This is a genomic window from Enterobacter chuandaensis, assembly GCF_039718975.1.
Classification (GTDB): Bacteria; Pseudomonadota; Gammaproteobacteria; order Enterobacterales; family Enterobacteriaceae; genus Enterobacter; species Enterobacter chuandaensis.
This window is the reverse complement of the sequence record NZ_CP097173.1, coordinates 2,651,561-2,667,443: the sequence shown is the minus strand read 5'-3', so window position 1 is coordinate 2,667,443 and position 15,883 is coordinate 2,651,561. Positions and strand designations below refer to the sequence as shown.

General features: G+C 61.1%; 10 protein-coding genes and 1 pseudogene. 8 read left to right on the top strand and 3 right to left on the bottom strand.

The window, feature by feature from the left end; translation table 11 throughout:
• Positions 1–85 precede the first annotated feature (85 nt).
• Positions 86–781, top strand: a pseudogene (locus MX657_RS13010) (gamma-glutamylcyclotransferase).
• A 29-nt stretch (positions 782–810) separates the two neighbouring features.
• Here MX657_RS13010 and MX657_RS13005 read toward each other — a convergent pair.
• The 3 genes from MX657_RS13005 to MX657_RS12995 all read right to left on the bottom strand — a co-directional run bounded on the left by MX657_RS13005 (position 811) and on the right by MX657_RS12995 (position 3,490).
• The gene (locus tag MX657_RS13005; RefSeq protein WP_215229956.1) at positions 811–1,050 is read right to left on the bottom strand and encodes a DUF1883 domain-containing protein; all 240 of its coding nucleotides are present in this window, start codon (positions 1,048–1,050) and stop codon (positions 811–813) included.
• Between the two features lie 195 nt (positions 1,051–1,245).
• Entirely contained in the window at positions 1,246–3,030 is a 1,785-nt protein-coding gene (locus MX657_RS13000) for a methyl-accepting chemotaxis protein (RefSeq protein ID WP_346805940.1), read from the bottom strand.
• 106 nt (positions 3,031–3,136) lie between these two features.
• Positions 3,137–3,490, bottom strand: a complete 354-nt coding sequence (locus MX657_RS12995; RefSeq protein ID WP_080329368.1) for a DsrE/DsrF/TusD sulfur relay family protein — start codon at positions 3,488–3,490, stop codon at positions 3,137–3,139.
• Between the two features lie 71 nt (positions 3,491–3,561).
• Here MX657_RS12995 and nasR point away from each other — a divergent pair, with 71 nt between their 5' ends.
• From nasR to MX657_RS12960, 7 genes are all read left to right on the top strand, one after another.
• The gene (gene nasR / locus MX657_RS12990; protein ID WP_346805939.1) at positions 3,562–4,746 is read left to right on the top strand and encodes a nitrate regulatory protein NasR; all 1,185 of its coding nucleotides are present in this window, start codon (positions 3,562–3,564) and stop codon (positions 4,744–4,746) included.
• A 230-nt stretch (positions 4,747–4,976) separates the two neighbouring features.
• Positions 4,977–6,224: a CmpA/NrtA family ABC transporter substrate-binding protein gene (locus MX657_RS12985; protein WP_346805938.1), complete on the top strand. Its 1,248-nt coding sequence runs from the start codon at positions 4,977–4,979 to the stop codon at positions 6,222–6,224.
• Positions 6,225–6,226: 2 nt separating this feature from the next.
• Positions 6,227–7,105 (top strand): nitrate ABC transporter permease, encoded by an 879-nt coding sequence (ntrB, locus tag MX657_RS12980; protein WP_346805937.1) that lies wholly within the window; start codon positions 6,227–6,229, stop codon positions 7,103–7,105.
• 9 nt (positions 7,106–7,114) lie between these two features.
• Complete coding sequence (locus MX657_RS12975; RefSeq protein WP_006810903.1) at positions 7,115–7,903, top strand: ABC transporter ATP-binding protein; 789 nt, start codon at positions 7,115–7,117, stop codon at positions 7,901–7,903.
• Between the two features lie 13 nt (positions 7,904–7,916).
• Complete coding sequence (nirB, locus tag MX657_RS12970) at positions 7,917–11,903, top strand: nitrite reductase large subunit NirB (RefSeq protein WP_346805936.1); 3,987 nt, start codon at positions 7,917–7,919, stop codon at positions 11,901–11,903.
• Positions 11,900–14,398: a nitrate reductase gene (locus MX657_RS12965; RefSeq protein ID WP_346805935.1), complete on the top strand. Its 2,499-nt coding sequence runs from the start codon at positions 11,900–11,902 to the stop codon at positions 14,396–14,398. The genes nirB and MX657_RS12965 overlap by 4 nt, the downstream gene beginning before the upstream one ends.
• A 75-nt stretch (positions 14,399–14,473) precedes the next feature.
• Positions 14,474–15,880: a YchO/YchP family invasin gene (locus MX657_RS12960; RefSeq protein ID WP_252001765.1), complete on the top strand. Its 1,407-nt coding sequence runs from the start codon at positions 14,474–14,476 to the stop codon at positions 15,878–15,880.
• Positions 15,881–15,883: the final 3 nt, after the last annotated feature.

Below are 15,883 nucleotides of genomic sequence, written 5' to 3'. Positions count from 1 at the left end.
AACTGCTGGCAAAATGACCAGCACAGAATGCCGGGAAGGCGAATTACAGATGTCGCAAGGAAGCATGCAGTGGCGGAGGTGTAAAGTGTTAACGCGTGATTTCTTAATGAAGGCAGATTGTAAGACGGCATTTGGTGCTATTGAGGAATCGCTTCTCTGGTCAGCTGAATAACGTGCGGCGTCGATCGCTGCCACGCTTGCCTGCCGCCCGGATGATGGCCCGGTATGGATTTTTGGCTACGGTTCTCTGATGTGGAACCCGGCTCTGGAATTTGTCGAATCGGCAACGGGAACGCTGCCCGGCTGGCACCGCGCATTTTGCCTGCGCCTGACGGCAGGACGCGGCAGCGCGTGTCAGCCAGGACGCATGCTTGCACTGAAAGAGGGCGGACGCACCACGGGCGTGGCGTATCGTCTCCCGGATGCCACGCTTGAAGAGGAGCTGACGCTGCTCTGGAAGCGCGAGATGATCACCGGCTGCTATATGCCGAGCTGGTGCAAGCTGGAGCTTGACGACGGACGCACCGTTAACGCGCTGGTGTTTATTATGGACCCGCGCCACCCGCTGTATGAAGCGGACACCCGCACGCAGGTAATTGCCCCGTTAATTGCCGCCGCCAGCGGGCCGCTGGGCACCAACGCGCAGTATCTCTTCTCTCTCGATCAGGAGCTGACCCGCCTCGGCATGAAGGACGACTGTCTGAATGAGCTGGTGGTGAAGGTGAAGGCGCTACTGGAAGGGAACCCGCTTAACGGCACGCTGCGACCGGGTTTTGCCTGAGAATACGCCCGGCTCGCCGGGCGTTTAAATTACGCTGCTACGTAACTGACCGAATGCTCCAGCGACTGGCTGTGGCTGTCGATCAGGACATCCCACGTACCGGTATACGGCACGGTCAGCCACGCCTTGTCATCCTGCACCGTCAAAATATCTGCCTGCGATTGCTTTTGCGTTTTTGAACTCATGAGATGAATGCGACAGCGCTCTGAGCAACGCACCACCACCGTATCCCCGCCAAACAGTTTCAAACTTGTTTTCACCAGTGCCATTTATTTACCCCGTCGATTTTGCCCATCCCGAGCGTGATATTGTTCACAAATTACTCATTGCATAACACCAAAGTGGGGGGCATGGGATAATGATTTTGATCAAAAAATGGCATAACGTTTAAACAAAAATGACAAAATGCCTGAAAGCATTCAGCTGGCGCGGGTTTTACCCGGTAAACCCGCGCCGGGAGAAAATTAAATGCGGAAATGACCGGCGGTTTCAGCAAGGTCGCCCGCCTGGCTCTGCAACGCGCTGGCCGCTGCGGCGGACTGTACCACCAGTTCGGCGTTCTGCTGCACCATTCTGTCGAGATGGGTCACCGCGTGGTTGATCTCGTGAATGCCTTTCATCTGCTCGCTGGTAGCGATGGAAATTTCGCGCATGATGCCAGAGACGCTGCCGATACTGGAGCGGATCTCATCCATGCTTTCCCCGGCCAGATGCACGTAACGCGAGCCGGTTGCCACGCTGTCGGTGGTGGAATCAATCAGCGATTTAATCTCTTTCGCCGCCTGAGCGCTGCGGCTCGCCAGGTTACGCACCTCGCCCGCGACCACGGCAAACCCGCGCCCCTGCTCACCGGCACGCGCCGCCTCAACCGAGGCGTTCAGCGCCAGAATGTTGGTCTGGAAGGCAATGCCGTCAATCACGCTGGTGATATCACCAATCTTAGCGGACGCCACTTCGATAGACTGCATGGTGCTGATGGCCTGAGAAACCACTTCACCGCCGCGCGCTGCGGCCGCAGAGGCCTTGCTCGCCTGGTCGTTGGCTTCTGCTGCCGATTCATTCGACTGCGTCACAGAGGCGGTGATCTCCTCCACGGCGCTGGCGGTTTCGCGAAGGCTGGACGCCGCCTGCTCGGTACGGCCTGAAAGATCCTGGTTACCTGCCGCAATCTCCTGCGCGGCGTTTTTCACCGAGGCGCTGGCATCGCGGAGTTGGACCATCACCACTGAGAGCTTATCGCTGAAGGCGTTAAACGCCTGCGCAATTTGCGCCACTTCGTCATCGCCGCTGTCCGGCAGGCGCTGGGACAGATCGTTAGTGCCGTTGGCAATGTTGTGCATTGCGTCGCGAATGTCGGACAGGCGCTTCAGCAGGCGGGCGATCAGAATGTGAACAATAGCGCCGCTCAGGAGTGCCAGGATCACCAGCGAAATCGCCGACGCTTTCAGCAGGGAACGCATGCCGGAGGTGGCGTCGCTGCTGTCGAGGGCGACCACCAGCAGCCAGTTCGTGCCCGGTACGGCTGAGGCGATGAAGGTTTTTTCCTCGTCATTCAGCGTGCCGTCGACCGGATTGCCGCTTTTCAGCGCCGCAAAGTCAATGCCTTTAATCGTCTCGGCAAACGGCTTCAGCGTCAGGGCCGGCTCGTTGGCGGCAATCACCGTGCCGTCGCTGTTCAGGAGCAATCCGCTGCTCGCTGGCGTGGGGTGGATCCCGCGCACGTTCGCCACCACGCTATCCATGGCGACATCGCCTGCCACCACCGCTTTTAGAGCGCCCTTCTCCTTCACCGGCACGGCAAAGGTCACTACCAGCTTCCCGGTTCCTGCGTCAACATAGGGTGCCGTCACCACCGGACCATCGGTGCTGACTACCTGCTGATACCACGGGCGAATGGTCGGGTCATAATCCGCCGGGACGCCCGTTGGATCGGAGAATTTCGCCGTCTTGCTGGCATAGCCCACGTAGACGTTGGTGAAGCCGCCTGCCTGGGCAAGCTGCTTAAACACCGGCACCGGATCGTCAGCCAGCGCAACGCTCTGCGCGGAGGCAATCACCGTCATTTTGCTTTTCACCCAGTCGGCAATCGCCATGTTGTGGCTGGCGCTGGTGCTGGTCAGGATATCGCGCTGCGACTGCTGGTTATCCTGACGAGTGACCTGGAAGTTTATAACGGTGTTGAGGAGAAGGGCGACGACGAGGCAGCCTGTCGTCGCGGCGATGATGCGTGCGCGAATCGATCTGAACATAAGTGAAATACCTGCTGTGTTGTTTCCATGCCTATCGGCAACCCCGCAGGTAAACTTGATGCTGAAACCGCGTCCATAAGAAAATAATATTTTTACGGGTTTATTATTAAAAAGTTAATACTTTATCGGCGGTCAGGGTCCACTCCGCCAGTTCGACCAGCGTACCGATTTCCACGCCATCAATCAGCGGCAGCGCGGTAATGCCGCGTCCGTCGGTGCAGGTCTTACAAAGTTTTACCGGCACGTCCTGCGCGGTCAGGATCTCGAGCATCTGCTGAATGTTGTAGCCTTCCGCCGGTTTTTGACCCTTCAGCCCGGCGGTCACGGCGTCGGACATTAAAAATATCCGCAATGCCAGGTCGCTCTCTTTCTCGCGTAGCGCGATCGCCAGGCGCAGGCTGTTAAAAAGGGATTCACTGCCGTAGGCCGCACCGTTGGCGACGATCACAATCTTCTGCATGTTGACTCCTGTTCTTTTAAGGCACGAATATTGCTTCACTTCCGGAAGTTTCGCTATCCGGGAGAGTGAGCATGATATTAAAGGCCGGCATTTCGCCAGGCGCAACCGAATGGCTCCAGCGCGCAAGACTGATGCGCCGGGAGCAGCTCAGCAGGCTGGCGCAGCTTGGCGCGCTGGTGCGTGGCATTAGCCAGCTGATGCATATGCTACAGTGCGAGCGCGGGGCATCCAACGTCTGGCTCTGTTCACAGGGTAAGCTCTATGCGCCTGAATGCAAAGCCAGCCGGGCGCTGGTGGACGAAAACCTCGCAGCGCTTTATGACGTTCTTGGTAAGCAGTCCCCCATCCCTGGAAGCGCCGTTTGCGAACGTATCGGCAGCGCGCTGCTCACGCTGGAGACGCTTCCCGCCCTGCGCGACGGTGTAAGTCGGCAGACGCTGACGGCGCCGCAGGCGATGGAACACTACTCCCGTATGCTACGCCACCTGATCGGTATTGTGCCGCAGCTTAATGACAGCATTGACGATCCGCAAATCGCAGGCCGTTTTGTCGCCCTTTATAGCCTGATGCAGGGCAAAGAGCTGGCGGGACAAGAGCGGGCGCTGGGGGCGATTGGCTTCACGCAGGGCTTTTTCGATGATGTTACCCGCCAGCGGCTGGTTGACCGCATTGACGGTCAGCAGGCCTGCTTTGAGATCTTTCTCTCCCACAGCGAGGCTGACCTGCAGGCGACCTTTTCCCTCAACTGCCAGCCCGACCGCGAAACAGAGCAACTCCGGCGCGTGGCCTGTACCCGCCAGCCTGCCGCGGACAATGGTCATACCGCGCTGACCTGGTTTGCGCTGCAAACGGCGCGGCTGGAGCATCTGCGCGCGCTGGAAGAGACGATCATCGCCGATCTGATGGTTGCGGTGGATGAGCGCATTCAGCGCGACGAGGCATACCCGCGTCCTGCGGATGAGCAGGACGATCCGCTGGCGCACTACCCGGATAAACCGCTGCTGACTCTGGTTCGCCAGCAGGCGCGCGAGATAGAGCAGCTTTCCCGTCAGCTCGCGTCGCTGCGCGATACGCTTGAGGAGCGCAAAACCATTGATAAAGCCAAAAGCGTGCTGATGACCCACCAGAACATGAGCGAAGAACAGGCCTGGACGACGCTGCGCAAAATGGCAATGGACAAGAACCAGCGCATGGTGGATATCGCCCGCGCGCTGCTTACGGTGAAGAGCGTGTGGCAGGTAATACCAAAGGAGTAGCTGCACAATCAGTGGGCATTGAGTGCCTGATTGAGGTGCGAGAATGCGAGTAATTATGGGCTATCGCTCCGGAAACAAGGCCTTAAAACCTGGCATTGCGTTTGCATCTAACAATTAACCATTTTTGACGGTGCGCCAACGGCGGTGCATCAGTCTTCGGGATAAAGGCGTCCAGCGGTGCTTCGGCACGGCGGGCGCTTTTTTTTGGCTTTTTTTTTTCGGGAGCGGTTATGGCGGATTTGTCGAGACGGCGATTTTTGCAGGCCAGCATGCTGGCGAGTGGCGCAATGCTGTTACCGGGTGTCATGCAGGCCGCATGGGCGGCGGGCTCGGATAAACCAGAGCAGGAGACGGTACGCATCGGGTTTATCCCGCTGACCGACTGTGCCCCGGTGGTTATCGCAGCCTTAAAAGGTTTTGATAAAAAATACGGTATCACCATCGTTCCTACCAAAGAGGCGAGCTGGGCGGCGGTGCGCGACAAGCTGGTGGCGGGTGAACTGGACGCCGCACACATTCTTTACGGCCTGCTGTATGGGCTGGAGTTGGGCATCGCGGGCAAGCCGCAGCAGATGGCGAACCTGATGACGCTCAACCAGAACGGTCAGGCCATTACGCTCTCCAGCGATCTGGCAGAGAAGGGCGTTCGCGATCTCGACGGGCTGAAAAGGCTGATCGGGCAGCAGGCGCCGGGAACCTACACCTTCGCGCACACCTTCCCGACCGGGACGCACGCCATGTGGCTCTATTACTGGCTGGCCAGCGCGGGCATTAATCCCTTTGACGACGTGCGCACGGTGGTGGTGCCGCCGCCGCAGATGGTGATGAACATGCGCATCGGCAACATGGTCGGCTTTTGCGTCGGCGAGCCGTGGAACGCGCGGGCGATTAACGACCGTATCGGCTTTACCGCCGCCACGTCGCAGTCCATCTGGGCCAACCATCCGGAAAAGATCCTCGGCACGCGCCGCGACTGGGTGGAGAAAAACCCGCATACCGCCCGGGCGCTGGTGAGCGCCGTGATGGAGGCCGCGCGCTGGATCGAGGCGTCCCCGGAAAACAAACGAGAAACCGCGCAGATCCTCTCCCGCCGGGCGTGGCTCAACTGCAAGGAACAGTATCTCACCGGACGCATGCTCGGCGAGTACGACAACGGCCTGGGCCAGCGCTGGCAGGACGCGCACCCGATCCGCTTCTTCAACGAGGGGGCCGTGAGCTACCCGTATCTCTCCGACGGCATGTGGTTCTTAACCCAGTTCCGCCGCTGGGGCTTGCTCAAAGCCGCGCCGGACTACGCGGGCATCGCGCAGCGCATTAACCAGACCACGGTCTGGCAGGATGCCGCCACCGCCGTCGGCGGCATGTCCACGCCGTCATCACCGTACCGCAGCAGCACGCTGATGGACGGCACCGTCTGGAACGGCACCGATCCGGAAGGGTACGCCAGCCGTTTCGCCATTCACCGTAAGGGGGCCTGATTATGCCGCATCTGCAAAACACGAAACCACAAGAGACGTCAGAGAGCGGGGAAGTGATTGTCCTGCCTCCGGTACAGGTTCGCCGCCGCACGCCTGCGTTTGCGCGTCGGATGAACGACTTTTTACAGCGCGTTATTCCGGCGCTGCTCGGTCTCGGGCTGCTGGTGGTGCTCTGGCAGCTGGCGGCGATAAACAGCAAAGGCTTCCCGACGCCGCTCAGCACGTTCGATTCCGCCATTACCCTGTTCGCCGACCCGTTTTATCGCGACGGGCCAAACGATATGGGCATTGGCTGGAACGTGCTTGCTTCACTGCAGCGCGTTGCCATCGGCTTTGGCCTCGCGGCGCTGGCGGGCATTCCGCTGGGCTTTTTGATTGGCCGCTTCACCTTTTTCGCGCGCATGTTCAACCCGCTGATTGCGCTTCTGCGCCCGGTCAGCCCGCTGGCCTGGCTGCCCATCGGCCTGCTGCTGTTCCAGAAAGCGGAACCGGCTTCCAGCTGGACCATTTTCATCTGCTCTATCTGGCCGATGGTGATTAACACCGCCGAAGGGGTGCGCCGCATTCCGCAGGACTACCTCAACGTCGCCCGCGTATTGCAGCTTTCCGAGTGGACCATCATGCGCCGCATTCTCTTCCCGGCGGTGCTGCCCGCGGTGCTGACCGGGGTGCGCCTCTCCATCGGCATCGCCTGGCTGGTGATTGTCGCCGCCGAGATGCTCACCGGGGGCCTGGGCATCGGCTTCTGGATCTGGAACGAGTGGAACAACCTCAACGTCGAAAACATTCTCATCGCCATCGTCATCATTGGCGTGGTCGGGCTGCTGCTGGAGCAGGGGCTGATGTTGATCGCCCGTCGCTTTAGCTGGCAGGAAAAATAAGGAGCGAACATGAAACCATTAATTCAGGTCCAGGCCGTGAGCCAGCGTTTTTCCACCGCCAGCGGCGAGTTTCTGGCGCTGCAAAACGTCTCTTTTGATATCCACGAGGGTGAAACCGTCAGCCTGATTGGCCATTCCGGCTGCGGAAAATCGACGCTGCTCAACCTCATCGCCGGGATTACGCTGCCGACGGAAGGCGGGCTGATTTGCGACAACCGCGAAATCGCCGGGCCGGGACCGGAGCGCGCGGTGGTGTTCCAGAACCATTCGCTCCTGCCGTGGCTGACCTGCTTCGACAACGTGGCGCTGGCGGTGGATCAGGTGTTCCGTCACACCATGAGCAAGGCCGAGCGCAAAGAGTGGATCGAGCACAACCTCGACCGCGTGCAGATGGGCCACGCGCTGCACAAGCGTCCGGGGGAGATCTCCGGCGGTATGAAGCAGCGCGTCGGGATTGCCCGCGCGCTGGCGATGAAGCCGAAAGTGCTGCTGATGGATGAACCGTTCGGCGCGCTGGATGCGCTGACGCGCGCCCATCTTCAGGACTCGGTGATGCAGATCCAGCAGGCGCTGAACACCACCATCGTGCTCATTACCCACGACGTGGACGAGGCGGTGCTGCTCTCCGATCGCGTGTTGATGATGACCAACGGCCCGGCGGCCACCGTCGGGGAGATCCTGCGCGTTGACCTGCCGCGCCCGCGCAACCGGGTGCAGCTGGCGGACGATAGCCGCTATCACCACATGCGCCAGCAGATCCTTCATTTCCTCTATGAAAAACAGCCGAAAGCGGCATAACGAGGTGGCGTTGATGCGACTGGTCATTATCGGCAATGGCATGGCGGCAACCCGGCTGATTGCCTCGCTCACCGGGCGTGCTTCTGGTCGTTTCGCTATCACCGTTATCGGTGACGAGCCGGAGCATGCTTACAACCGCATCCAGCTTTCGCCGGTGCTGGGCGGCGAAAAAACGGCTGCGGGTATCAGCCTTCAGGATGAGGGCTGGTACCTGGAGCGGGGCGTGACGGTGCTGCGGGGCGAAAGGGCGCTCGCCGTGAACGTGGACGCGCGGGAAGTGCACACCACCGCCCGCACGTTGGTCTGGGATGCGCTGGTGTTTGCCACCGGGTCAACGCCTTTTGTTCCGCAGATCCCCGGCGGCGATGCGCCGCACGTGTTCACGTTCCGTACCCTGGAGGATACCCGCGCCATTCAGGCCATCACTGGTCCGGCGGTGGTGCTGGGCGGCGGCGTGCTCGGCGTTGAGACGGCGGCAGCGCTGGCGCGCAAAGGTGACAACGTCACCATTATCCATCGCGGCCCGTGGCTGATGGAGCAGCAGCTGGACCAGCAGGCGGGCGTGCTGCTGGAAGAGGTGCTGGCGGCACGGGGCGTTAGCTGTGAACTCGCCTCCGGCATCGCGGCGATTAAGGGCAAGAGCGTGATGCTGCTCAGCGGACGCAGCATCGCCGCCGCGCGCGTGGTGCTGGCGACCGGCGTGCAGCCGAACGTCGCGCTGGCGCAGGCCAGCGGCATTTGCTGCGCGCGCGGCATCGTGGTTGATAGCCAGATGCGGACCTCCGCACCGAACGTCTACGCCATTGGCGAGTGCTGTGAAATTGACGGCCAGACGTTTGGCCTGGTCGCCCCCTGCCTGGCGCAGGCGGATATCCTCGCCGCGAGGCTGGCCGGGGACGTCACCGCGCCGTTTGTCCTTGCCGACAACGGCGTGCGCCTCAAGGTAACCGGCGTGGAGCTGTTCAGCCTCGGGCGCGCGGCGGTGCAGGAGGGCGACGTGGTCTGGAGTTCATGGGATCCGCTGACTCGTCACTATCGACGTTTACTGATCCATCAGGGGGCGCTGGCAGGCGTGCTGCTGATGGGCGACTGCCGCAGCGCGGCTACATTTACCGATTTAGTGGCAACGGCTGCGCCCGCACGCGCGGACTGGCTGTTCGATCGTTTCACTACGCAACCGCAGGTTGCAGGACAGAACGCTATGACAAAACCTACTCTGGTGGTGGTTGGACACGGTATGGTCGGCCATCATTTCCTCGAAGACTGCGTTAACCGCAATCTGCATCAACAGTATCAGATCGTCGTTTTTGGCGAGGAGCGTTATGCCGCTTATGACCGCGTGCATCTGTCAGAATATTTTGGCGGCCGCAGCGCGGCGTCGCTCTCGCTGGTGGAGGGGGAGTTCTTTGTCGATAACGGCATTGAGCTGCGGCTCTCGCAGCAGATCGTCGCTATCGATCGCGATGCACGCGTGGTGCGTACCGCCAGCGGGCATGAGACCCACTGGGACAAGCTGGTACTGGCGACCGGCTCCTATCCGTTTGTGCCGCCGGTACCGGGCAACGATCTGCCGGGCTGCTTTGTCTACCGCACCCTTGACGATCTGGACAACATTGCGGCGCACGCGGCGGGCTCACGCCGCGGCGTGGTGATTGGCGGCGGCCTGCTCGGGCTGGAGGCAGCGAATGCCCTGAAACAGCTCGGGCTGGAAACCCACGTGGTGGAGTTTGCGCCCAATCTGATGGCGGTGCAGCTCGACAACGACGGCGCGGCGATGCTGCGCAGAAAAATCGAGGCGCTGGGCGTCGGCGTTCACACCAGTAAAGCCACCACGGAAATTGCTTCGACGGACGGCGGGCTGGTGCTGCGCTTCGCCGACGGCGAACAGCTCGAAACGGACATGGTGGTCTTCTCTGCGGGCATACGTCCGCAGGACGCATTGGCGCGTAGCAGCGGGCTGTCTGTCGGCGAACGCGGCGGGATCTGCATTGACGACGGCTGCCGGACCTCCGATCCGGACGTGCTTGCCATCGGTGAATGCGCCCTGTGGGAGGGGAAAATCTTTGGCCTGGTGGCGCCGGGCTACCAGATGGCGCGCGTGGCCGCCGCCGCGCTGGCGAGCGAAGATAAAATCTTCACCGGCGCGGATATGAGCACAAAGCTCAAGCTGCTCGGCGTCGACGTAGCCTCGTTCGGCGATGCTCACGGGCGCACGCCGGGCGCGCTGAGCTATCAGTGGACGCACGGCCCGCAGCAAATCTACAAGAAAATCGTGGTCAGCCACGACGGCAAAACGCTGCTCGGCGGCGTGCTGGTGGGGGACGCCAGCGAATACGCCACGCTGGTGCAGATGATGCTTAACGGCATCAGCCTGCCGAAAGAGCCGGAAACGCTGATCTTACCCGCGTTTTCAGGCAGCGCGCCGAAAGCGCTGGGCGTGGCGGCGCTGCCGGAGAGCGCGCAGATCTGTTCGTGTCATAACGTCAGCAAAGGCGATATCTGCCGGGCGGTGAGCGCGGGTGCAGCGGATATCGGCGCTGTTAAGCAGTGCACCAAAGCGGCGACCGGCTGCGGGGGCTGCAGCGCGCTGGTGAAGCAGGTCATGGAGTACCAGCTTGCCGAGCAGGGCGTGGAGGTGAAAAAGGACATCTGCGAACACTTCCCGTACTCGCGTCAGGAGATTTACCACCTGGTGCGCGTCAACCATATCCGCACCTTTGACCAGCTCATCAGCCGCTACGGTCAGGGGCACGGGTGCGAAATCTGTAAGCCGCTGGTGGGGTCAGTGCTGGCCTCCTGCTGGAACGAATACCTGTTAAAGCCGGCGCACCTGCCGTTGCAGGACACCAACGACCGCTACTTCGCCAATATTCAGAAGGACGGGACGTATTCCATCGTGCCGCGCATGCCCGCAGGGGAAGTGACCGCCGACGGGCTGATCGCCATCGGGCAGATTGCGAAACGCTACGGCCTGTACAGCAAAATCACCGGCGGGCAGCGTATCGATCTTTTCGGCGCCACCCTGGAACAGCTGCCGGAGATCTGGCTGGCGCTGGTGGAGGCCGGGTTTGAAACCGGGCACGCTTACGGGAAATCCTTGCGCACGGTGAAATCCTGCGTCGGGTCGACCTGGTGCCGCTACGGCGTGCAGGACTCTACCGGCCTCGCGGTCAGGCTGGAGCACCGTTACAAGGGTCTGCGCGCGCCGCACAAAATCAAAATGGCGGTCTCCGGCTGTACCCGCGAATGCGCCGAGGCGCAGAGTAAAGACGTCGGGGTGATTGCCACCGACAAGGGCTGGAACCTGTACCTGTGCGGTAACGGCGGCATGAAGCCGCGTCATGCGGATCTCTTTGCCAGCGATCTCGATGACGAAACTCTGATCCGCACCGTCGACCGTTTCCTGATGTTTTACATTCGCACGGCGGATCGCCTGCAGCGTACCAGCACCTGGATGGACAACCTGGAGGGCGGCCTCGACTATCTGCGGGAGGTGATCCTCAACGACAGTCTCGGCATCGCCCACGAGCTGGAGCAGGAGATGGCCCGGGTAGTAGAGACGTACCAGTGCGAATGGCAAACCACGCTCAACGATCCTGACCGCCTGGCACTGTTCCGCACGGCGGTGAACGTCGCGCCGTCGGACGAAAGCAAGCGCTGGCAGGAAATCTGCGGCATTGAGGATATCCCTGAACAGGCGGGTATTGGCGCGCGTCTTGGCCGCAAACCGATCGCGCTGTTCCGCTTTGGCAAAACCGTCTACGCCCTTGACGATCTGGAGCCGGGCAGCAGCGCGAACGTGCTTTCACGCGGCATCCTCGGCGATGCGGCGGGCGAGCCGGTCGTTATCTCTCCGCTCTACAAGCAGCGCATTCGCCTGCGCGACGGGCGTGAGGCCGAAAGCGGGGAGCCCGCGGTGCGCGCCTGGCCGGTCAAAATTGAAAATGGCAAGGTATGGGTCGGCAACGAAGAGCTGGTGATGCGTGCGGAGGCCTCATGACGGAAACCCGGACAACGTGCCCCTACTGCGGGGTGGGCTGCGGCGTGGTCGCAAGCCTGGAAGATGGAGCGGTCAGCGTTCGGGGGGACGAAACCCATCCAGCGAATTTTGGCCGCCTGTGCGTGAAAGGGTCAGCCCTGGGCGAAACGACGGGGTTACAGGGGCGCTTGCTGCGCCCCGTTGTTGACGGCCTTGAGGTGGACTGGACGCAGGCGCTCGGCGCGGCGGGTGAGAGGCTGAGGGAGATTATCGACACATGGGGGCCGCAGGCGGTGGCGTTTTACGCCTCCGGCCAGCTGTTAACCGAGGATTACTATGCCGCCAATAAGCTGATGAAAGGGTTTATTGGCGCGGCAAACATTGATACCAACTCGCGGCTCTGCATGTCCTCGGCAGTGGTGGGCTACAAGCGTGCCTTCGGTGAAGACGTGGTGCCGTGCAGCTACGAGGATGTGGAAAACAGCGACCTGGTGGTGCTGGTGGGATCGAACGCGGCGTGGACGCATCCGGTGCTCTATCAGCGGCTGGTGCAGGCAAAGCACAACAATCCGCAGATGAAGGTGGTGGTGATTGACCCGCGCAACACCGCCACCTGCGATATCGCCGATCTTCACCTGGCGCTCAGGCCCGGCAGCGATGCCGGGCTGTTTGTGGGGTTGCTCAATCTGATCCAGGGCGCCGATGAGTGGCCGATTGCCCGCGTGGCGGCGTTTTGTGACCTTCCATCAGAGGACATTGGTACTTTTTACGACTGGTTTGTCACCGCGCCTCGCGCCATTACGCTCTACACCATGGGGATCAACCAGTCCTCCAGCGGCAGCGACAAGTGTAATGCCATCATTAACGTGCATCTTGCCAGCGGGAAGTTCAACCGTCCGGGCTGCGGTCCGTTTTCGCTGACCGGACAGCCAAACGCCATGGGCGGACGGGAAGTGGGCGGGCTGGCGAACCAGTTAGCGGCGCATATGAGCTTCGAGCCGGACGATCTCTCGCGGGTGGCGCGTTTCTGGGGAACCGAGCGGCTGGCGCAGACGCCGGGCCTGATGGCAGTGGAGCTGTTTGACGCCATCGCCCGCGGCGAAGTGAAGGCGGTGTGGATCATGGGCACTAACCCTGCCGTATCGCTGCCGGACAGCCACGCGGTGTGTCAGGCGCTGGCGGCCTGTCCGCTGGTGATTGTCTCTGAGGTGACGAAAGATACCGACACCAGCCGGTTCGCCCATATCCGTTTTCCGGCACTGGGCTGGGGAGAAAAAAACGGCACGGTGACCAATTCTGAGCGGCGCATTTCGCGCCAGCGCGCGTTTCTACCCGCGCCGGGCGAGGCGAAGCCGGACTGGTGGATCGTGGCGCAGGTGGCAAAACAGCTGGGCTACGGCGAGGCCTTTGCCTGGCAACATCCGCAGGAGATTTTTTGCGAGCATGCGGCGCTGACGGCCTTTGAAAATGACGGCGCGCGGGCATTGAACCTGCATGAACTGGCTGGGCTAACCCGTGAAGCGTGGGATCGGCTTGAGCCGTACCAGTGGCCGACGGGGAATTTTCCGCGCCGAAACATAGTGCCTGTCGATCCGCTGCCGCACGGCGCGGTGACTACCGCGCTATACCCGGTGATCCTCAATTCTGGCCGTATCCGCGACCAGTGGCACACCATGACCCGTACGGGATACGTGCCCCGGCTGATGCAGCATATCGCGGAGCCGTTTGTTGAGGTTTGCGCCGCAGACGCCATCCGGTTTTCGTTGTATGACGGCCAGCTGGCGCGCATCAGCTCGCCGCGCGGGGTGATGGTGGCCAGAGTACGAATCAACGACGGAATACGGAAAGGCGAAGCGTTTGCCCCGATGCACTGGAACGCTGAGTTTGCCCGCCAGGGAAAGGTCAATGCGCTGGTGGAAGGGCGCGTCGATCCGGCTTCGGGCCAGCCGGAGAGTAAACAAACCGCCGTCAGAATCATGCCCTGGCAACCTGCCTGGCAGGGGGAACTCTATGCCCGGGAATGGCCGGAAATGCCACCCTCGGTTTACTGGTGGCGTAAAGCTTCTCGCCTGTCGGTAGCGGGTGATAAGCCGCTGCTGTCGTGGGTCATGGAGTATGCCAGCGGCCGGGGCTGGCAGCTGCAGGTTGCGCAAACCGGAGAACGCAGCAGCGTGCTGGCCTGGCATAACGGCGAACTGATGCTCGGCTTCTGGGAAGGCACCGCATTACCGGTGCTGGCGCACCCGGTGATTGAAGCTGCTTTTCAGTCGCCGCCCTCGACGCCCGCCGAGCGCCATGCGCTGCTGAACGGGCAGGGCGCGGGGAGAGTTATAGATCCGGGGCGCATCATCTGCAGCTGTTTCAGCGTAGGAGAAAACGCGATACGGGAAGCGATTGCAGGAGGGTGTGATTCCGTAACCATGCTGGGCGGGCGGTTACGCTGCGGAACGAACTGCGGTTCGTGCGTGCCTGAGCTCAAAACAATGTTTCAGGAAATTCCGGAAAATTCTCCTTAAAGCTGCAAAGGGGGAGAAATCGCGTTAAGGTAACGGGTGTTCTTACGTAAGCACCGGGTAATTCTTACGACATTGATGACTGTTTCTCCCCCTTTCCGAACGCTTGTTTTACTCTCCCTTGTTACTGCCGGAGCCGTTCACGGTGCGCCGAATTCCTTTATCCAGCAGGCACAAAATCCCTTTGATAATAACGGAGATAATCTGCCCGATCTCGGTATGGCTGCCCCCACCGGCGAGGGGGAAAAGCATCTCGCCGAAATGGCGAAAGCCTTTGGTGAGGCCAGTATGACCGACAACGGCCTGACTACGGGCGAGCAGGCTCGGCAGTTTGCCTTTGGTCAGGTGCGAGACGCGGTGAGCGGCGAGGTGAACCAGCAGATCGAATCCTGGCTGTCGCCCTGGGGTAACGCCAGCGTCAACGTACTGGTGGATAACGAGGGTAAATTTAACGGCAGCAGCGGCAACTGGTTTATTCCCTGGAACGATAACAACCGTTACCTGAGCTGGAGCCAGCTCGGCCTGACGCAGCAGACGGATGGTCTGGTCAGTAACGCCGGAATCGGCCAGCGCTGGGTCGCCGGAAAATGGCTGCTGGGCTACAACACCTTTTACGACAACCTGCTGGACGAAAACCTGCAGCGTGCAGGACTGGGCGCCGAGGTGTGGGGGGAGAATCTGCGCCTGTCAGCCAACTATTATCAGCCTTTTGCCGGCTGGCGCGAGCGCTCTGATGTCCAGGAGCAGCGCATGGCGCGGGGATATGACGTTACCGCCAAAGCGTGGCTGCCGTGGTTTCATCACCTGAATACCAGCGTCAGCTTTGAGCAATATTTTGGTGATAACGTCGACCTCTTCAACAGCGGAACCGGGTATCACAACCCGGTGGCGGTCAATCTCGGGCTTAACTATACCCCCGTACCGCTGGTGACGCTGACCGCCGGGCATAAGCAGGGCGAAAGCGGCGAGAGTCAGAATAACCTCGGACTGAAGCTTAACTATCGCTTCGGCGTGCCGCTGGTTAAGCAGCTCTCCGCCGGGGAGGTCGCGGCCACGCGCTCCCTGCGCGGAAGCCGCTATGACTCGCCGGAGCGCAGTGGTTTGCCGATCATGGAGTTCCGTCAGCGTAAAACGCTGTCCGTCTGGCTGGCGACCCCGCCGTGGGATCTGAAAGGGGGCGAGACCGTCATGCTGAAGCTGCAGGTTCGCAGCACCCACGGCATTCGTCAGATCCACTGGCAGGGTGATACCCAGGCATTGAGCCTGACGTCACCCGGGAAAAGTGACAGTACCGACGGCTGGAGCGTAATTATGCCTGCCTGGAATGACGCTGAAGGGGCGACAAACCGCTGGCACCTCTCGGCGGTGGTGGAAGATGCGAAGGGCCAGCGCGTCTCGTCCAATGAGATCACGCTTAGCGTGGCGCAGCCGCTGGTCGCATTACCTGACGACGACCCGCGCTGGAAGCTGCTGCCGGATGAGTAATGC